This is a genomic window from Paraeggerthella sp. LCP19S3_G8 (assembly GCF_052119225.1).
In the GTDB taxonomy this organism is placed as follows: domain Bacteria; phylum Actinomycetota; class Coriobacteriia; order Coriobacteriales; family Eggerthellaceae; genus Paraeggerthella; species Paraeggerthella hominis.
The window spans coordinates 195,046-214,896 of record NZ_JBQKFQ010000002.1; the positions used below are offsets into that span (position 1 = coordinate 195,046).

The following is a 19,851-nucleotide window of genomic DNA, read 5'->3' on the forward strand; positions in this document are numbered from 1 at the left end:
CGACGCGACGCGCCGCCGATGCACCTGGTTGCCCAGCAATTCTGTTTAATTTGTCGTAAAGCCATGGAGAAGACGCCGCCGAACTGGCTTCCTCTCGCGCGCGCGTGAGAAACTTATTATTCCGCTTCGTGCTGATTCCTCCGATCGGCCCCAGCGGATGCGCGCCTTGGCGCGCACTACCACAAACGCAGATGAAACGCACCATACACGCAGAACGGAGGTCCCCATGGGACAACCCAGCGCACCGAAGGCGCTCGCCTTGGGCGTATCGCTTTCCCTTGCATGCAGCATGATGCCAGCAGCAGCCCTTGCCGACGAGCCCATTCCTTCCGAAGCTGCTTCGACGGACGCATCGGCTTCGAACGCGATGCAGAAGCCCGCGGATTACGACAAGGACGACTTCTACTCCGACAACTCGCCGAAAACCAGGCTTGCTCGTTCTATCGCAATGCCGTACGCGGTGTCGCTCGATCCGGTTGCAGTTTCCAGCGAGATGAAGTACTTCGCAAAATACGAGAGCGGCAGGAACTACAACCAGGGGCTTTCCTATGGCGACGGATACCATGCAATGGGGTATTACCAGTTCGACAACCGCCACACCCTCAAGGGATTTCTGGAGGCATGCTACGCGTACGATCCTGAAACGTACCACATGTTCGAGTGGGTTTCCTCCACGAACATCTCGGGCGATTTGTACGACGAAAGCGCCGGGAAGCTGACCGAGGTCGGCCAGAGGCTCGAAGATTCGTGGCACCTTGCATACGCTGCCAACCCGACCGAGTTCTCCGGCCTGCAGGACAGCTACGCGTACAACAACTCGTACATTCCTGCGCAGGAATACCTGGCCAGCAGGGGCATCGACATTTCGAATCGCTCCGATGCCGTGAAGGGCTTGTGCTGGGGTTTGAGCAGCCTGTTCGGATCTTCCGGCTGGAAGAAGTTCGTGGGCGGCGTTTCGGACGGATACGACTGGAACGGCACGTACCACTACCCTAGCGAAAGGTACGACTGGCCGGGAGCCGGGCTCACCAACGACATGACCGACCGCGAGTTCGTCACCAAGCTGTGCAACTACGTGGTGGAGAACGTGAGCGTGTTCTACAAGGGCCAGCCCCAGTACCACCAGGGCTGGGAAAACCGTTACCGCAACGAACTGAACGACTGCCTGGCGTTCATCACCCAGCACGAGCAAGATGCAGAAGCGAACAAGCCGGCGCCGGCGCCCGACCCCGATCCTGCGCCGGAGGCAACGCCCACCCCGAACCCGGCTCCGGGCGAGACGCCGGCTCCGAACGAACCTTCGACGCCTGTCGAACCCGCCCCATCCCCCAACGAACCGACGGCTCCTATTGAGCCGCCCACGCCTTCCACTCCCGAGAACGGCGGCTCTGGCGAAGGCGCGCCGGGCAATGCCGATCGACCGGGATCGGAAGATGTCGTCGTGCCTGCTCCCCCGGCAAGCAACGAGAACCCCTCGCCAGAGGAAAGCAAACCTGGCACGGGAGAGCCGAACGCACCCGCCCCGCCCGACAACTCGACGGGCAACGGGGACCAGTCGGCGTCGGGCAACGGAGGATCGAACGAGGGGAATTCGTCGAACGCCCAGGACCAGGGAGCGGAAAACGGCCCGAAGCAGGAAGTCTCCGATTCGGAATCCGGGAGCAAGCTGGAAGAACCCGGTGCAACCTTGACGACAGAAACCTCCGGAACATCCAAGACCGAAGCCAAGCCCTTGCCCGCAGCTGCGAAGGAGTCGAAAACCTCGAACCTGACCCAAACGGGTGACGAGAGCACGAGCACGCCCCTTGTGGTTGCACTCGCTTCGGCGTGTCTCGCCCTTGTGGCAGGCGCCGCGCTGGCCATGAGGAAGCTTCTGGGAAGAGGTTAACCGCGCAGATCAACGCACATGTCGAGACGAGCCCCGAAACGGGGCTCGTCTTTTTTGGGGACGCAAATCGAGAAGGCGAACGGTTAAGCCCGATCAAAGAGCCGACAATTCCGCCCGATGCCACTTCAACAAGCACTGAGTCACCAATAGAATGCGGGAGAAATAACCGTCCGGGCTTTGCTCTTCCACGCAATCTCTAAAGGACCCAATCCAATCAAGTGGGTGATCGTCGATAAAGGAAGCGAGTTTCTGCCGAGCGTCCACGATCTCGACAGGATCGCCCGACAGCCAGCGACATCGATCGGAAAGGTATAGCAGTTCGATGCCCATATGGTCTTCATACTGGCGATTGTCGTTTCGAAGTTCAAGGCCGGCCTCGCGCAACAATTGACGCATTTCGAAAGTAGCTTGACCGAAGCCAACCGTAACGTTCGAAGCTCGATACATCGTTTCCCATGGCGGTGCCAAAGGAGACGGAGGACCAATAAACAGGCGGGTATATTCCACGGCGCAGCGTTCGACCGAGTCTTCCCCGCTCTCCTCTGCGCGTGAGCGAACAGACTGAGTCCAGCAAACGCACGCAGCAACGGCGTCAGTCAAACCTTGATCTCCGAACGTAGGAAACGCCTCCCAAAAGCGCCCGTCAAGACCAACCGACGCCGTCATGGTCATAGGAGCAAGCAGCGAATTGCCCAGGAATCCGTACGCCTCAGACAAAGCCTTCCAAGGAATACCGGCCATAGAGTCGTCCTTTCTTGAAATCAGTCGACGCGCCGAACCTGACAAAAGCGTCCGGCGCATTCTTTCTCTTACTGAACAGATTCCGACGCGGGCTCAACCACGCGACGCGCATCTGCCGAAGAGGTATTCGTCCTATTCGTCGGCATCAGCATACGCGTCAGCGCCACGAACGCCAAAGCCCCCAATGCCACAACGCCCAATACTACAACGACTTCAACCCAAGTAGGAACGTAGGTACCAGCCAGCGCCCACATGTCGGTACCTCCCTGCTGGGCATTAACAGTTCCCAACGACACACCCGGAGCACCCGGCACATTAAAATGGGAGAACGAGGTAAGCAGCAGCCACACGCGCTTGAAGAACACGCCAGCCACCACCAGCACGCTGGAGAAAACAACCAAACCTTGCCGTTGACGGTTTTTCGCAAACGCCAGAATGCAAAACGGAATCAGCAAGCCAACCACAATTTCAAACCAGAAGAAAGGCGCAGTCGCTCCGGTTGTCATGATGGCTAACGTATCGGCTCCGGCAGCACCTGGATAAGCCATGGTCAGAACCTCGCAGCCGATAAAGAACGCGTCGACAGCAACGCATACAGCCAAAAGTCCCGCCAAGTTCGCCAACAGTCTCTTGTCCGTCTTGAACACACCCGACTTGTTCAATCCGTTCAACACCAGAAGCAGCAACGCCAAGCCCGAATCCATAGCCGAAGCCACAAACAACGGCGCCATGATGGCGGAATACCAACCCTCTCGCGCAATCTGCAGACCGAAGATCCACGCGGTCACTGAATGCACCAGAATAGCGATGGGCAAGGCAAAGCGACTAACGACAGCAACCTTATCCTGGGCACCCGGCTTTTTTGACGTCATAAAGTACAGGTACGCCAGGTTGATGACAAGATACATCGTGATAACGCAAATATCCCAGAACAAGGGGGAGATCACGTTCGGTCCCGTAACAATGCGCCACACCCGTTGAATGCCGCCAAGATCGATAAGCACGAACATTCCTGCGCAGCAGATGCACACCGTGGATAGAATAACCGCGGGCAACGCCACCTTCTTGTAATCGGACACATGAAACACGCTAGCCGACGATGCAACGATGAGGCCGCCGGCCGACAAGCCCACAAAGAACATGAAGCACGTGATGTAAAGGCCCCACGACGTGCCGTTATTCATGCCCGTCACGCCAAGACCACCCATCAGCTGATAAATCCAAGCGGCAACACCCGCCACCGTCAGCATTCCCAGCACCCCGATGGCAGCTTTAGTTTTCGTAGAGGTTTGCATGGTTTGCACCTCCTCCCTAGTTGAAGTAATGGACTTGCGGGCGGGTACCTTGTTCCTCAAGGAGGACGCCGGCCTTGCGAGCAACGACGAGCTTCGATATCTCGCTCTCGGGATCATCAAGATCACCGAATGTGCGAGCTTTTGATAGGCAGCATTTCACGCACATAGGCTGCTCGTCGCGGTCGGTGCGCTCTTTGCACAACGTGCACTTTTCAGCAACGCCCTTTCCGCGCACCGGTACGCTTTTGTCTCCATAATTGAAATCAGGATCGCGAACCGGATCACTCCAATTAAACACGCGTGCATTGTACGGACAAGCAGCCATGCACATACGGCAACCGATGCACTTTTCGTAGTCAATTTCCACGCGTCCCTTGTCATCCTTGTACGTAGCCCCCGTCGGACATACGCGCAAGCACGCCGGATTCTCGCAATGCTGGCAGGCAATAGGCAGATACGTGCGCGTAACATCAGGGTAAGTTCCTTGAACTCCGAACTCAGATTCGCATCCCTCATTAATCACTCGGTTCCACGTCATGCCCATGGGCACATTGTTCTGCATCTTGCACGCCATTGCACACGTATTGCAACCAGTGCAGCGATCCAAATTGATAGCTATTCCCAGCCTAGTCATTCGATCACCTATGCTTTCTTAACTTCGATGAGCGTGTCGTTGAAAGGAGTAACACGACCTTTGGCAAGTGCTTTTCCCCTGGGGTTGACGGCATCATTGGTGACATTTTGCAAGTCCCCAGAACCCATGTACTGACTCCAAATGCCCTCGACAATAACAGCCATGCCCGGACGAACCGCCTCAGTGGCGACGCATTCGCAACTGAAGGAACCGCGATCGTTAAACGCTTCGACCATATCACCGGACGCCAACCCACGCGAAGATACGTCGCCCGGGTTCATTTCTAGCGTCGGTTTGTAATACTGACGTATCCACGTAGCGTCCATGAGGTTCTGGTGAATGAAGTACTTCGATCGACGCTGGGTCATAACCAAAGGGTATTTCTCTCGCAAGGGATTCTCTTCGTAAGCCTCGCAAGGAGCTTCGTATTGAGGCAAGGCTTGATCATGCTTTACAAGATTCTCGTAATACAGATCTATCTTTCCCGATGTGGTTTTATAGGTTTGGCCACTATAGCTACGCGCAATCTCAGGCTGATTCTTAAGCGCCACCACACCGTTGCTGGCAATAACCTCGTCAAGCGTTATGCCAGCAATCGCTTTGTCGGTGGCACAATCAAGCTGAAAGCGGGCGAGTTCTTCCTGGCTTTTCGGCAGAAAATCTCCGTACCCCAAGCGCTTCGCCATTTCGCAATCGATCCAAAAATCGGTTTTGCTTTCAAACAAAGGATCGAGCACTTTCTGCTGGAGAAGAACATGGCCGCGCAGCGCGCGCAAGAAACCCACTTCTTCGTCGACTTCAAAATGAGAGCAAACAGGAAGGACAATGTCAGCCCAATCAACCGAAGGAGTATGCCAAATGTCCTGAACGACAACGAAATCGAGCGTTTTCGCCCATTCGTTCGTTCGATTCTGGTTTCCCGCAATTTGCTGAAAGCCTCCGTTTTGCACCCACATGAAACGAATGCCGCTCTCTTCATCGCGGTAGTCAACGCTCGCTTTGGGAGCCGGTGCCGTCTTGCATTCATCGGGAAGCGGCCAACTAGCCAGTTTTCCTGCGCCGAATATCTTTTGGTAAGCATTGACGTACGCGCCTGCGCCCCAACCAGGAATGTCAGTTCCAAACGAACCCACAAGGGTCGCAAGCAAAACGGCTGCATGCCCGGCAACATCAGCGTTATAGAACTTCTCACCACCGCCGAATCCAAACGAGAGAATCGAAGGTCCGTGGTTTGCATACTTGTCGGTTATTTCGACAAGAACATCTTCATCTACGCCCGTTGTCCTCGCAGCCCATGAAGCAGGGTATTTTTTCTGGCTTTCTTTTAGCAGTCGAAAAACAGTGACGAACTCTTCGCCATTGATGGACGTTTCGAAATCAAGCACTGGGTCTACGCCATCTGCGCGGTATCCAGCAAGCGAGCCCGTGCGCCCATCCCAAACCATGAACGGATTATCGTCACCTGTTTGCTTGCCGTCGACGGCAGGGCGCTCCCTTAAAAGCGATCCATCGGAACGCTTGACCAAGAAAGGCATGCTGGTATTAGCCTTAAGATACGGCTCGTTATACCATTCATTCTCTAGAATGATTGTAATCATCCCCAGATACAATGCCGGATCAGTACCCGCGATCATAGGTATCCAGCGAGAGCTTTTTGCAGCAGTGGTGCAAAAATTGGGATCCAGCGTGATAATTTCTGCACCCGCTTCCTTTGCCTCAAAGAAGTAAGGAGCCGTCACCATGCAGGTTTCGAGCATATTGCAACCGACGTTGAGAATGGTTTTAGCATTTTTCCAGTCAGCAACTTCATTCGAGGATGCTCCCTGTTGACCAGATTCAGCCAATGCCGGCGAAAACCCATTCCCTAAACCGATATCAATGCCGCGGTGGGGTTTTTCTTGTCCTTTGAGAAGCTTTGGCAAGAACGTGGTTAGGGAATCCACTGCCGTCTGGAAAGCAATGGCCCCTGCGCCGTACTTTTCTTGGGTTTCCTTTACCTTGTCGGCAATGGTGTCAAGAGCCTCTTCCCAAGTTATCTCGATAAAATCTCCCGACCCCCTCTCGCCAACGCGCTTTAGGGGAACCTGCAGCCGCTCAGAGCTGTATGTATGCTGGATCTCAGAGATACCCTTCAAGCATACGGTTTCGTTTCTCTTATCCGGCCAAGTATTCGGCTCGACAAGAACCATGCGACCATCGCGAACGGTGCACTTCAAGTGGCAGTTGCATTGACAATGTCGATAGTGGAATGTATACCCCACTCGCTCCTCAGGCTCGGCGTGGGCCTCCGAGGGCGCAAGCCAACCATCGGGCGTAGTCATGCCAACGGCGCCCGCAAGGCCCAACGCCCCAGCCGCAACGCCGGTTGTTTTCAGGAAACTCCTACGCGTGAGCCCGCTCTGCGAGCTGGTTGTTCCTGACATTTCTCCTCCTCCAAAGATCTCGTCAGGATATCCCCCTGCGAAATGGATCGCGAATCTATTGCCGCGAATCCCAAGCGCAATCCTATCGGATATCCCCCAATACGTTCCTGACAAGAATTGGCCAAATTCCCTTGCCTGCACTATACGAAATTATCCTATGACAATCAATGATTGTCATAGGATAATTTACCGGCAGTATTATTCTATTTTAGAAACAATGTCAGCGGTCGCTTCAGCTCGTACCGTTCAATGCAAAGCGCGGGAACCTTCAAATCCAGCAGATCAATAGCAGGAACGTCGACCCCGCACATCCGAGCAGTCGACAAGCACAAGCATTCAACCAGCATCAAGTCCGACAAGCTTACGCCGCACAATTCTGCAAGATCGGTTTGCGTGTAGCCTTGCGCCTTGCGCTCGGCTCGCACGGCTCGACCTATGGCACGAATCAAGGGTAATCGGACGAGAATTATTGCGTACGCACGAATTGTGTACAGAACAGCCACGCAACTTGGAAACGCGACAACAAGACCTTACGCTTTCCCGCCTTTCCCGCCAAGAACGTCTTTCGCAGCGTCGCCGAGCACGTCCCCAAAGCCCTCGCTGAAACTGCTTGGCACCACAACCGTGCCGCCGGTTTCCCGAACGCTCTCATACAGAAGATGCATGGAGCGCAACCGCAGCGCAGCATCGTTTCGCGCGTATGTATCGCCCATATCGTCCATCATTTCGCAGATGTCCTGCTCAGCCTCCATAAGAATGATGCGAGCCTTCTTGCGCTGCTCGGCCTGAGCCTCAAGCGACATAACATCTTGCAACTCCTTCGGCAGCAAGATGTCGCGGATCTCCACCGACAGAATGGTAATGCCCCAAGGCTCCACCTTCTCTTCGAGCGCGCGTTTGAGTTCGCGGTCCAGCTGTTCGCGGCGAATGGCAACCTCAGCCGCACCTCCCCGACCGATAGCGTCGCGCAAAGCCGTCTGAGCGGCAAGCTCCACCGCGCGCGTGAAGTCCCCCACCTCCATGCACGCTGCCTTTGCATCCCACACGTGCCAGAACAGGACCGCGTTCACATCGAGCGGCACCAGGTCGGCCGTCAGGGTTTCTTCGGCTCCGAACGTGGTCACGCGAACGCGGTTGTCCACGCGCATGGTGTTCTGCTCGACAATAGGGATGGTCCAGAACAACCCCGGCCCGGAGACTCGATTGAACTTGCCGAAACGCAGCACCACCACCTTTTCCCACTGCTGCGCGATATGCGTAGACATGGCAGCCAGCAGCCCCATAACCAGCGAAAGCGCAAGAGAAACCAGCCCCATACGACCCGTTGCCCCTATCGAGATGCCCATAATCAGGCAAAACGTCACCAGAAACACCGTCGCGGTAAACAGCAGCACGCCCGCGCTCGAAGCGCGCTCGCCCGCCACTTCCGTATTCGCATCGGGAAGCACCCTCCACGAGGAACGCCCTCCGAACGAACGCGACTCGGCTTCAGTCGTCCGCCTGCGCCGAGCATTCCTGCTGTTTTCAAGATTCATGTCGGTTTCTTCCCTCTTCTTATACCAGTTGATCATGCGCCGCGCACTTTGCCGCCAGATGCACCGATCACGTCCACCTTCACGATACGGCCAGATCCCTCCACTGAAGTATCGTCCTCAATCCCCTCGGCCATTTTTGCCTGCTTGATCTTAAGGAGCATGCACCGCTGCACGTCGTCAAGAGACAAGCCCAGGTCGCGACACGCCGCAATGCAATCGTCCATAAGGCTATCGATCTCCTTTGCGAATCCTTCGTCCATCTCCGCATCCAAGTCGCGCACGAACACGCCACGCCCACGCGTCGATTCCAGATATCCATCGGACACAAGGCTGAGATACGCCTTGTTCACCGTGTTGTAGTTGATGGAAATGTCGGACGCCAGCCCACGCACCGTCGGCAACCGATCGCCCGGCTTGAAATAACCGGAATTGATCAAATAGATAAGCCGCTGGCGCAGCTGTACCCACAAAGGCACGTCGGTAGTTGCATCAACTTCGAAAGGAAACGTGGACTTATCCATTGGTCGCACTCTCCATCCTTATCACAATCCCATCTGCAAAACAGGCTGCATTCCCACTTCAACCAGGCAATACCGCAAAGCGAGCCCACCGGCTAAAACACCCGCAGCCACAGCTAAAGCCATCATCGGCAAAGGCTTCGCAACCCGCACGATCGCCAAATCAGCCGCAAGCGGAAAGGCAAGTCCGCCCGCCGCGAACACAACCCAAAACAGCCACGCGTCCGGGCCGCCAACCAAAACCTGCGACGAGACGGCCAGCGCCTGTCCGGTGCCGCTCGAACCGGAAAACGCAGGAGCCCCCAGCGCGGTCAGCCCCGAAACCGCAGCTACGTAAGCTGCCGCAACCAGAATCTCGCACGCCACGACCACGGCATCGACAGCCGCCAGCCGCCGAAACACGCCCCCGAACATTCGCGCTGCGCCTGAGAACTGACCGACAGCCAGAACCATAGCGCATCCGCACGAAAGCGACGAAAAGACGAACAGCACCGGAAGCCAAGGCGTCGACCAGAGCGGCACCGAGGGCATGCTCTGCAGCAGTAAGCCCGTATACGCCATGGTCACGACCGATGCCAAAGCCAGCAAAACCTCGGCCACGCGAACCACCGCAACCGAGAGGCGGGCCAAGCCGACCCATGCAACCAGCAAGAAGCACGCCAGCAAGAAGCACGCGGCCAAAGCCCAGGCGCCCGCCGCAACGTACGACAATGAAGGGTTCAGAAGCAGCGACGCCACGCGATCGATGCGCCCGACGTCCGCCAGCAAGCAGACCATGCCAGCTCCAAGCGCCGTCAATCCCGCGGCAAGCCCCGGAGCAAGCAGTCGCCTATACGCTTCAGGCAGGCGAACGATCCTGCAAGGCGAACCCGTGCGACCAGGCATGCGCTGCACGGTCAGAGAAGCAGGAGACAGCAAGCTCAGCGCAGCCGAAACCAGGCAAGCACCGGCTCCCGCGCCGCCCAAGAACAGGTAGCACACGATCAGCGATCCGAACAACGCGCCGCCCCCCTCCCTGGCCGCAAGCCGGCTCCTAAACGCCCGCACATTATCCTAAGACAATTATCGAGAACATTGTACGCGATTTCGGGAAGGTATGCAGCGGAGCGTGACGAAGGGCCTGCCGCACCGCCTCGTTGCAGCTTGAGACCTCTAGCGCAGCGCGTTTCCTGAAGGGCGCTTCGGCATCAGAGGTGATTGATCGAGGAAGCCTCCGCGGGAGGCGGAGACGACGAAAGACGCAGCGCTTGGAGGCGATGGCACGAACTGGCGGGTCTGCGCTGCGTGAAGCGCCCTACGGAGGGCGTCGTTTCGTGCGCTCGCACGAAAACACCAGGCCAGGGAACAGGGGGTCGCGGGCGGCGTGGTGGCGGAGTCGCCCGGGGAGCGCAGACCCGCGATTTTATGCCCGCACACGAGGATGCGGGGCCACCCTAACGAGAAAGACCCCCCACGACACCCCAACCCGCACGAGCAATGAAAGAAATCAGCCTTCGAACACAAGCGAATGAGCCCGGTTCATCCTTCGGGAGGGATGCGCGACCACGACCGAAAGAGCGACCATGGAACAACCATCGCACCGAGGCGTGCTTGCTTGCCCGCTGCAGCAGGCGGCGCTCGGCGCACTCACGATAGGAGCCGCAATGTACGAGGAGCTGTACGAAGACATCCCCGATGTTCAAAAGTACTGGGAAAGGCTGGAGATGGAGCAGCCCGAGCTGCCGCTGTCGAAAAGCGACTTGGACCGCATGATCCTTGCGCACCAAAGCCGCATCCCTTTCGAGAACCTGGACGCATGCGACTACCATCGCCCTGTTTCATTGGGCATACCCGACATATTCGACAAGGTTGTAGTCGGACGGCGCGGCGGCTACTGCTTCGAACTGAACGCCCTGTTCAACGCGTTGCTCAAGCACATGGGCGTTGAAACGTCGCCTTGCTTGGGACGCAGCCTGAAAGACCGGGGCTACGTCTACCCCATCCTGCACCGGGGCACGATCGCACGCGTAGAAGGACGGCGATACATCGCGGAAGTCGGCTACGGCGGGCCTTCGCCGGCATGCGCCATCCCCCTTGTCGATGGCGCGGAGGTCGAATCGTGCGGGCAGGCGTTTCGCGTCGAACTGCACGATTCGTGCTGGTGGCACGTCGTATACTGCGGGAGCGCAGCGAAAAGGCGGCGCGGCGACGCAACGGAAACGCCTGCGTTCGCCCTGCTTGACGCACCGATAGCCCTGACCGATTTCGTGCCGCTTTCCCATTACTGCTCCACGCATCCCGATTCCATGTTCACGCAGCAAAGGATGATCAACCGTCGGACCGAAAACGGGAACGTGTCCATCACCGCAAACACGTTCACCCAGGTGACGCCCGAGGGCAAGGAGACGAAAGCCGTCGATTCCGAAGACATGTTCCGGGCGCTTTTAGAAGAGCACTTCGGCATCGTGCTGCCTGGCTAGCAAAGCGCCTCGCGAGCAACGGCGAATCGAGTCGCCCCTTCGGGAAACAGAGCGCGCCCGCGCCGTCATCGGGAGTCACGCAATTCCCGATGCGGCCCCCAGCGGGCACGAAATCGCGGGTCTGCGCTGCACGAAACGACCTGCGGGGCGCGCCGTGTCGCGCACATGCACGAGAACCCCAGGTCAGAGAGCAGGCAGTCGCGGGCGGCGCGGCAACGAAGCTATCCGGGGAGCGCAGACCCGCGATTTCGTGCCCGCGCGAGGGGAAGGCGAGACGGTCGAAGCCGGACGGGCCGGCAAAAGAGCCGCCGCCACCCGACCGAGAGGGCGGCAAGCCGCCCCTTGCCCCGTCCGCAAACCCTCTACCCCTGAAACAACGCCAGGAAGCGATCCCACAGCGTCGGCTCAGCCTTCGACTCCTCTTCTTGCGGCGCCTCGGGCTTCTCGATGGCCGCCGTGGACATCACGAACTGCACGGCAGCAACGTTCTTGTTGTCAGGCGACACGAACGACACCGGGTCGAATTCGGGGAAATCGAATTCCGCGGTCATCTCCTCGATCTGCTTGCGCATGGTTTCCGGCAGCGTGATCGTGGTCGCATTGAGCTGGCCCAACCCGCCGCTCAGCGAGCCCGCGCCTCCCGAAAGCTGGCGTGCGCCACCCGCAAGCGACGACGTTCCGGACTCGAGATCGCCATAGCTGGCAGCCAGAGCCGACACGCCAGAGGTGTACTGCACCAAGCCGTCGTGGAACTGGCCGTACGAAGCAGGCAGCTGAGACAACCCCTCGACCACCTGCACCAGCTGGTCAACGCGCCCGTCGGCTACGGCCGCATCCAGCAGCTTGGCAGCGGCGCGCAACGCAGCTACCTGCTGGTCGAGCGCGACCGCGGAGGCGGACAGAGCATTGTCGGCATCGTCGAACGCCGGCTTCCCTTCGACGTACGCCGCTTTGACCGCCTGAGCAGCCTCGTACACCGACAGAAGCTTCTGCACGGTTTCAGCTTGGGAGGAATCGCCCTTGACGTATTCCTTCAACGAATCGATCTGGCCTTGCGTCGGAGCATTCGCCAACAGCCCCCCGATCGCCCCATCGAGCGCCGTCATGGCCTGGGAATACTCCTGCTGCACCGCATGCGCTTGCCGAGCAAGCACCTCGAGCCCGTCCGCTATCTTGTCGATCGCGTCCGGAAGCTGCTTGAGCTGCTCAAGCTGGCCGGGATCGATCTTCGACAACGCCGCGGGCATGGCATCGAACGCGGTCTTGATCTGGCTCGAGGCTTCCACAAGCGCACCCGAAGACGAGTCGAGCTGCGCCAAACCTTGTCCGAACGACGTCGCGCCCGACGAAAGCCCTTGAACGCCGCTCGACAGTGCGCTCGCGCCCGAAGCCAAAGACGACGCTCCCGCCGCAAGCTGGCTCACGGCATCGGACAAACTGGTCATGCCGTCCGCCATGCCGCTCGTGTCCGGCATCTCAATAACCGAGGAATACGGCAGCGCGGCTATTTGCGCACCCGCCATACGGAAATCCTTCACCTGGGCCTTCAACTCGAAGTCACCATCATGGCCAGGCAGAACGGTGAACGCTACCGTAGTGTCTTGGCCCGCGCTTGCCACCGAGGCCCCCTCGGCCGTCACGTCGGATGCCACAGCCCCCGGCAGCGTAAACGTGATCTGCATCATGAAGCTGTCGTAGAACGCCGGGGGAACCGCGTCGTTTCGCGCAGTGCTCACCCGGATGGACAAGGCCCCTGACGCGCCGGCCAGCTGATCGGCCGGCACGGTTTTGCCGTCCAGCTTGTATTCAAGCGACACGCGCCAGGGCAGCGCCGTCCGCGCCGCATCGCCCTGGTAGAAGAACGCGCCCTCGCCCGCCTCGAACACGGTGGCGTTGCCCTGGCGCTTCAGATCCGCCTGGTTGGTCAGGTTCTGCACCGCCGTGTAATCGCCGTAGTCCGCGATCGATCCCGCACCCGTTACGTCGAAGCGATTGACCACGTACACCGCTTCCGGCTTCCCGCTTGCCGTCAGGTTCGCGTACACCACTTCGGACTTTCGATACGTTGCGGTGGAAGCCGGCTGCGCCGATGCGCCGCTCGCCCCGGGTTCTTTCGCCGATTCGTCCTGGGCAAGCGCGAGCGCGCCGGGCACGCACGCCACCGACAAGGCAACGGTCAGCAGGGCCGCAAGGCCCGTGCGCATGCAGGGATGATTCCTCATGATTCGTCTCCTTCACTTGTATGGAGCACGGAAACGGAAGCGCCTCCAAGCGCGACCGAGGGATTCGAACAGCAAGCTTCCGATGCCGCAGACGCGTCGCCCGCCGCGCCCTCTTGCGTTTTGGGCGCGAAGTTCGCACGCCAGGTGGTCCGGCGAATGGGGCCGTCAAGCAGCACGAGCAATGCCGGCAAGAAGCACGTGACCAGCGCAAACGACAGCAACGCACCACGCGCGAGCAGCATGCCCAGGCTGGCAACCGCCGACATGGTGGACGAGAACGCCAGCGCGAACCCGGCTGTGGCCAGAATGCCCGCCGAAACCAGAAGCGACGGGAACGTCTCGCCCAAGGCCCGATACGCCGCTTTGCGCGCAGGAAGATTCTTGCGATGGGTCAGGTAGTGCGTGGTCAGCAGAATGGCGTAGTCAATGGTCGCTCCCAGCTGCACCGTGTTGATGACCAGGTACCCGATGAAGTTCACCGAATCGCCCGTGAAGTACGGGATGGACAGGTTGATCCAGATGCCCGACTCTATGGCCAACAGCAGCACCAGCGGCAGCAGCAGCGAACGGAACGTCACCAGCAGCACCAGCAGGATGGCCGTGAACGCCACCGCAGCAACCACCACGTTGTCAACGGCCACGATGTTCTTCATGTCGTACAAGTTCGCCGACTGCCCCGCCGTGTAGTACGTGTCGTAATGCGCAGCCGCCGTACGCTGAACGGCCTCAACCGTAGCGAAAGCCTCGCTGCTCTCCACGTCGGTGTCCGTATAAGCGATGATGCGCGCCCAATTCTGCGAGTAGAACTGATCCAGCACGCTCGCGCCCACGAAACCCTGCGGGATGGTCGCCCCTACGGTTGCCGCGTACGAGATGACGCTGGCCACGTTGTCGACCTTCGCCAAATCGGCCGAAAGCGCCGCTTCGGCGGCAACGTCGCCGCGCGGGACCAGCACCACTACCGCGTTCTGCTGACCGAACTCGTCTTGGATCATGAGCGTGTCGGCTCCTGCGCGCAAATTCGGATCAGGCTCGCTGTTCTGGTAGGTGAACACGGTATGGGCCTGGCCCAAATACGCCGGCACCACCAGCGCAAGCACCAACACGAGCGCCGGCACGCGCACCTTCGCCAGCACGCGCCCCACGTTGCGAAACGAGGGCAGCAAGGGCCGGTGCGCCGTCTTGTCGATAAGCTTGTACAGTGAAAGCGTGAGGGCCGGCAGGAACACCATGACCGTGAAGAAGCTGAACACGATGCCCTTGACCAGGTTGATGCCCAGATCGGCGCCGATTTGGAACTGCATGAACGACAGCGCCATAAATCCGAAAAGCGTGGTGACGGCGCTTGCGGCGATCGTGGACAGCGACGTGCGCATAGCCACGGCCATCGCACGCTCGGGAGTAGGCTGAAGAGCCCGCTCGGCCGCGAAAGCGTGCAGCAGGAAAATGGCGTAGTCCAGCGAAACCGCCAGCTGCAAGATGGGGCTCACCGAAAACGTGATGAACGACACCTGGCCGAACACGATGTTCGTGCCCATATTGATGATGATGGACACGCCGATGGCCGCAAGAAACAGCACCGGCTCGATCCAAGACCGAGTGGAAAGAACCAGCAGCAGCACGATGATGGGAACCAGGACCAGCGCGGCTTTTCCGGTTTCCTCGCCCGTACTGGCCGTGGTCTGCGCCGTATCGGAGGCTTCGCCCGACACCGCGTTTACCGGCCCCGCCTCGTCCACCAGCGCACGCAGCGCGGGAACGGCCCGACCCTCGAAGCCTTCGGCAACCGCTACCTGGAACAGGGCTGCGCCATTGCGGTAGTACGTTTCGACCAGCGACGGATCGGCCATTTCCAGCGGCGTTGCCACATCCATGACGTCGTCGAGCCACATAACGGACTCCACACCGTCAACAGCGGCGATCTTGCTCTTAAGTTCGAGGGCCTGCGCCACGGACACGTCGTGCACCAGCACGTTCGCATTCGGAACAGCCTGGGCGAATTCCGTGCTCATGATTTCCACGGCGGTGGTCGATTGGGCTTCGTCCGGCAGATAGTCGACCATGTCGTAGTTGACGCCGACGAACGGAATCATGGCCGCACACACGATGGCGACGGTCACGAACGCCGCCACGACCGCTTTTCGGCGCGCGATGACGCCGTCTATGATGCGGTCCGTACAATTCGTGCGTGTCATGAGGGGAATCCCGTTCGCCTTGATGCCGTTTCGTACTTCGAATAATACCCAACACCAGGTGGGGAAACAACCAACAAGCGCGCGACGATGCGCTCGCGCCCCGACGAGCTACCGCACAAGCAGGGCAGCCAGCCGTTCAACCTGGTCAAAACGAAGTCGCAACCCTTCCCGCACGTAGCGGTCGAACGAGCCGAACGCGTTGTCCACTTCCGCGAAGAACGCGTCCAGGTACGCCGGTCGCGCCTCGAGAAACGACTGGAGGATCGCCCGCTCCCCGTCGGTCATGCCCGCGCCGAGCGATGCGGCCTCCGCGCGCATGGACGCGGCGTTCACCTGGTTCGTTGCCAGGTAGTCGGCCATGACGTCGTCGGGATGGACTCCCGATGCGCGCAGCAGCACGGCGCAGAGCACACCGGTGCGGTCCTTGCCGTTCACGCAGTGCACCAGCGCAGGAACGCCCTCCGCGGCAATCGATCGCAGCGCCGTGCCGATGAGCGGATACTCGCTCACGTAGCGGCGGTAGTTGCGCACCATGCGCTCCCCCGGCGCGCCGTATGCATCGATCACGCCTGCCACCAGGCGCTTCCCCGCATCCTTGCGCCTGGTTTCCGCCGAAGGAGCCAGTGCGACGGTTTTCGCGCCCACCAGGTACGGCTCAGGTCGCGCGGCCACCTCGCTCTGGTTGCGAATGTCGTATATGGAACGAACGCCCAGTAACCGAACGATAACGTCGGCTTCCTGAGCGTCGATGGAAGACAGGTCGCACGAGCGAAACAGGCGCGCGCCCGCAAGCGGCCCGCCGCCTATCGCCCGAATGCGCGAAGCTCCGTAGGCTTCGGGCGCGGCGTGCGCGGAATCCGCGCCCAAGCCGTTCGGGCTTGCGACAGCCATCACGGCAGGACCTCGAATGCGAACCCCGACACCAACGAAGACGAGCGACCGTGCGCGTCCCGAGCACGGGCTTTGAGCAGATAGCAGCCCGGACGCTCGGGCGTGTACACGAAGCGCCAGTTCACGCCGCGCTCGGCCACCGCCCCCGTCGTCGCGTACGCCGTCCAGGTCTCACCGTTGTCGAGCGAGAACTCAAGCGCAGACACCCCTTCGGCGAAGTCGTCCACGTAGCCCTCGAACACGACGGGATCGCCCACATGGTAGACGGAACGGCCGGCCTCGGCATGCGCGCTATCGTCCATGAGGTTCGCTCTCCCCGTCGCGCATGGCCTTGAGCTTCGCCAGGACGGCAGGATCGATGCGCGATGCAACGGTGTTCTTCTGCGCCACCTTCGGCGTTTCGTCCAAGCGGGCGTCTTCGTAATGCATGCCCACCTCACGGCTGAAACCGTCGGCGCTCATGCGATCCACGCCGAAGCCGAAGACGGTGTCCTGGATGGTGGCATCGCTTGTGACCACGAGCGTTTCCACCTGACGTTCGCGCGCATCGTGCGCCAGCTTCTCGATCACCTTGTCGGCCGACTGACCGGCCGGACTGAACATGATGCGCACGCCGCCGATGGTTTCCGCCTCGCCGGTGGAAAACGCGTTGCGCGCGCCATCGAACACGATGATGGCGCGCCAGTCGCGCCCCGCGTAGTTGATCACGTCGTTGATGAGCGTTTCGCGCGCGACGTTGAACGTGTCGTCCGTGTAGTCCGGGTCGGTGACCTGACGGTACCGGCTGCCCGAGCGCAACACGTTGTACCCGTCCACGATCAGGAGTTTTTTACGTTGCCGTGCCATAGCGGTGCATCGCCTGCAATCAAGCGCGGTTCTGACGAAGCCACTCGTACATGCACGCCGTGGCCGCCTGCGCCACGTTAAGGGAAGCAACCTCGCCCTCAAGCGGCAGCTTCGCGAACAGGTCGCAGTTTTCCAGCACCAGACGAGAAACGCCCTCGTGCTCGTTGCCCATCACCAGCGCGATCTTGCCCTTGAGGTTGGTGTCCCAGATAAGGTCCTGGGCATGCTCGGTGGCAGCAGCCACCCAAAAGCCCTCTTCCTTGAGGCGGTTGATGGCCTGGACCAGGTTCGACACCTGCGCCACGGGCACGTGCGCGATGGCGCCGGCCGAGCTCTTGTACGTTGAAGCTTCCACGTGCGCGCTGCGCTTGTTGGGGATGATCAGGCCGCACGCGCCCACCGCTTCAGCGCTGCGCGAAATGGCGCCCAGGTTGCCGGCGTCGGTGATGTGATCGAGGATCACCACGAGCGCACGGCCGTCGTTGTTTGCCGCAGAGGCTTCAGCCGCGCCCACGATATCACCGATGCCCGCATAGGGAAACGGCTTCGTCTTGGCCATAACGCCCTGATGGCTGCCACGATCCGACTTGTCGTCGAGGATCTTGCGCGGAACCATCTCCACCGTTGCGCCAGCGCGCTTCGCCTTGCGCAAGATATCCTCGATGAGGCCGTCGCGCTTGACGTTGTCGGCCATGAGGATGCTCTTGACGGGCACGCCCGTGCGCAGCGCCTCGATGATGGGGCGCTTGCCTTCTATGTAGTCAGCCATGTGGTTGCCTTTCGTGGAGGATCGCGCGATCATCTGCGCCGATCCTGGAGAATTCGATCGCTCGAAAGTGTACCACGCCGCACATGCGCCGGGAAACGAGGGGACGAAAAGCGCACAGGGCGAACGCGGAGGGCGCGGGATGTAGGCGGCGAGGTGCGAGGCGGGGCGCACGGCGGGGCGAGGCGGGCGCGGCGGGGCGTGCGGGGCGCGGGGTGAGGTGGGGCGGGGCGCAGGGTGCATGCAGCGGGCCGTGCGAGCGAAGCGCCCGGGCCGCGCGAACGGGTTCCCACCCCGCTTGCGCGCGAAAAACGGCTCCCGCTGGCAGGTTTTGACGGTTGGGGGTCGTCGATTCGCTTTCGCCGCCCTTCCAGCTGGAAAGCGCTTTGCATCGTGCCTGTTCAGGAGCGCGTGGCGAATCCGGGTTGAAAACGGCCGACTTGTAGCGGGCGTCAAACGACCGCAAACCGTCAGAACCTGCCAGCGGAAGCCGTTTTTCGTGCGCAAGACGCTACCTCAGGTAGCGCTGGCAGACAGCACGCAGGCGAAAGCGCTCGCAAGCGAAACGTTCCTGCACCCCCGCCGCGCAGCCGACGCCGGCAGCCTCGTGCCCGCTACTCGTCGTCGCGACGGCGCCGCAGCACGCGACGCAGACTGCGCTTCTGCGCCGCCGTCGTGTCGCCGCCGTGCAGGAACACGCCCGACACCACGCGCTTCACCTTGCCGACGCCGCGCGCAACATGGGGCGTAAGGTCCGCCTCGCTGCGCGTTTTCCAATCGTAGTACACGCTCCAGTAACGCAGAAACACGACCGCGAACACGCAGGCAACGCCCGCGATGGGCAACGGAGCGCCCGCGTACGCCAGCACGACGAACGCAAGCGAGCCGCCCAAGCCCGCCACCGCGTAGAAGTTGCTCTGCTTGAAGATGCCGGGCGTCTCCCCCACGCAGATGTCGCGCACCGCGCCGCCACCCACCGCCGTGATGGCGCCCAGGATGATCGACAGCACAACGCCCTGCTCGCACGCATACGCCTTGCTGGCCCCGGCCAGCGCGAACAGCCCCACCGACAGCGCGTCCGCGAAGAACACCGTGGCGTCCAAATGCCGGAACAATCCGCGGAAGTAAAACACGAACACGCAGATGGCAATGCAGATGACGATAAGGTCGGGGTGCGAGGTGAAGTACACGCCGTGATCCTGCATGAGCACATCGCGGATGATACCGCCGCCGTACCCGGTGACCAGGCCCAGCACAACGGTGCCGATGATGTCGAGCTTGCGGTCGCATGCGAACAGCGCGCCCGTCAGCACGCCGACGACCACGGAAAAATAATCGATGCTCCACGGCACGGTGAGCACCTGCGAGTCGGAGAGCATTTGCTGAAAAAAGGAGGTGTCCATAAGCCCCTTATCGATCGATGCGCCTATGAAACCAC

The 19,851-nt window shown here is 60.2% G+C and carries 16 protein-coding genes; 2 read left to right on the plus strand and 14 right to left on the minus strand.

The features are described 5' to 3' along the window. Window positions 1-226 precede the first annotated feature (226 nt). Window positions 227-1,888 carry a hypothetical protein gene (locus ACTQZK_RS02715; protein ID WP_441898345.1) on the plus strand — a complete coding sequence of 554 codons (1,662 nt, stop codon included), beginning with the start codon at window positions 227-229 and terminating at the stop codon, window positions 1,886-1,888. A 93-nt stretch (window positions 1,889-1,981) separates the two neighbouring features. Here the strand turns inward: ACTQZK_RS02715 and ACTQZK_RS02720 are convergent, their stop codons facing one another. From ACTQZK_RS02720 to nrfD (ACTQZK_RS02750), 7 genes are all read right to left on the minus strand, one after another. Continuing rightward, window positions 1,982-2,629, minus strand: coding sequence for a TorD/DmsD family molecular chaperone (locus ACTQZK_RS02720; RefSeq protein ID WP_114567003.1), 648 nt, complete (start codon window positions 2,627-2,629; stop codon window positions 1,982-1,984). Between the two features lie 68 nt (window positions 2,630-2,697). Continuing rightward, window positions 2,698-3,924: an NrfD/PsrC family molybdoenzyme membrane anchor subunit gene (gene nrfD / locus ACTQZK_RS02725; protein ID WP_114567004.1), complete on the minus strand. Its 1,227-nt coding sequence runs from the start codon at window positions 3,922-3,924 to the stop codon at window positions 2,698-2,700. A 16-nt stretch (window positions 3,925-3,940) separates the two neighbouring features. Next, window positions 3,941-4,558, minus strand: coding sequence for a 4Fe-4S dicluster domain-containing protein (locus ACTQZK_RS02730; protein ID WP_114567005.1), 618 nt, complete (start codon window positions 4,556-4,558; stop codon window positions 3,941-3,943). Between the two features lie 8 nt (window positions 4,559-4,566). Further along, complete coding sequence (locus tag ACTQZK_RS02735) at window positions 4,567-6,981, minus strand: molybdopterin-dependent oxidoreductase (protein WP_114567006.1); 2,415 nt, start codon at window positions 6,979-6,981, stop codon at window positions 4,567-4,569. Between the two features lie 530 nt (window positions 6,982-7,511). Then, window positions 7,512-8,552, minus strand: a complete 1,041-nt coding sequence (locus tag ACTQZK_RS02740; protein ID WP_418831292.1) for a slipin family protein — start codon at window positions 8,550-8,552, stop codon at window positions 7,512-7,514. Then, window positions 8,549-9,037, minus strand: a complete 489-nt coding sequence (locus tag ACTQZK_RS02745; RefSeq protein ID WP_114567008.1) for a GntR family transcriptional regulator — start codon at window positions 9,035-9,037, stop codon at window positions 8,549-8,551. Before ACTQZK_RS02745 ends, ACTQZK_RS02740 begins: the two co-directional genes overlap by 4 nt. Before the next feature lie 21 nt (window positions 9,038-9,058). Beyond that, on the minus strand, window positions 9,059-10,033 hold the full coding sequence (gene nrfD, locus ACTQZK_RS02750) for an NrfD/PsrC family molybdoenzyme membrane anchor subunit (protein WP_216528959.1): 975 nt from the start codon (window positions 10,031-10,033) through the stop codon (window positions 9,059-9,061). Between the two features lie 563 nt (window positions 10,034-10,596). Here nrfD (ACTQZK_RS02750) and ACTQZK_RS02755 point away from each other — a divergent pair. Continuing rightward, the gene (locus ACTQZK_RS02755) at window positions 10,597-11,493 is read left to right on the plus strand and encodes an arylamine N-acetyltransferase family protein (RefSeq protein WP_428421297.1); all 897 of its coding nucleotides are present in this window, start codon (window positions 10,597-10,599) and stop codon (window positions 11,491-11,493) included. 362 nt (window positions 11,494-11,855) lie between these two features. Here ACTQZK_RS02755 and ACTQZK_RS02760 read toward each other — a convergent pair whose 3' ends face one another. The 7 genes from ACTQZK_RS02760 to ACTQZK_RS02790 form a co-directional block, all read right to left on the minus strand. Then, window positions 11,856-13,715 (minus strand): hypothetical protein, encoded by a 1,860-nt coding sequence (locus tag ACTQZK_RS02760; RefSeq protein ID WP_428421295.1) that lies wholly within the window; start codon window positions 13,713-13,715, stop codon window positions 11,856-11,858. Further along, complete coding sequence (locus ACTQZK_RS02765) at window positions 13,712-15,910, minus strand: efflux RND transporter permease subunit (RefSeq protein WP_441898349.1); 2,199 nt, start codon at window positions 15,908-15,910, stop codon at window positions 13,712-13,714. The genes ACTQZK_RS02760 and ACTQZK_RS02765 overlap by 4 nt, the downstream gene beginning before the upstream one ends. A gap of 108 nt (window positions 15,911-16,018) precedes the next feature. Then, window positions 16,019-16,801, minus strand: a complete 783-nt coding sequence (locus tag ACTQZK_RS02770; protein WP_225748984.1) for a tyrosine-protein phosphatase — start codon at window positions 16,799-16,801, stop codon at window positions 16,019-16,021. Continuing rightward, window positions 16,801-17,103, minus strand: a complete 303-nt coding sequence (locus tag ACTQZK_RS02775; RefSeq protein ID WP_216528962.1) for a hypothetical protein — start codon at window positions 17,101-17,103, stop codon at window positions 16,801-16,803. Before ACTQZK_RS02775 ends, ACTQZK_RS02770 begins: the two co-directional genes overlap by 1 nt. Further along, window positions 17,093-17,647 carry an NYN domain-containing protein gene (locus ACTQZK_RS02780; protein WP_225748750.1) on the minus strand — a complete coding sequence of 185 codons (555 nt, stop codon included), beginning with the start codon at window positions 17,645-17,647 and terminating at the stop codon, window positions 17,093-17,095. The genes ACTQZK_RS02775 and ACTQZK_RS02780 overlap by 11 nt, the downstream gene beginning before the upstream one ends. Window positions 17,648-17,666: 19 nt before the next feature. Next, complete coding sequence (rlmB, locus tag ACTQZK_RS02785) at window positions 17,667-18,416, minus strand: 23S rRNA (guanosine(2251)-2'-O)-methyltransferase RlmB (RefSeq protein WP_114567023.1); 750 nt, start codon at window positions 18,414-18,416, stop codon at window positions 17,667-17,669. Between the two features lie 611 nt (window positions 18,417-19,027). After that, a complete protein-coding gene (locus tag ACTQZK_RS02790) occupies window positions 19,028-19,816 on the minus strand; it encodes a trimeric intracellular cation channel family protein (RefSeq protein ID WP_114567024.1) in 789 nt (262 codons plus the stop codon). Window positions 19,817-19,851: the final 35 nt, after the last annotated feature.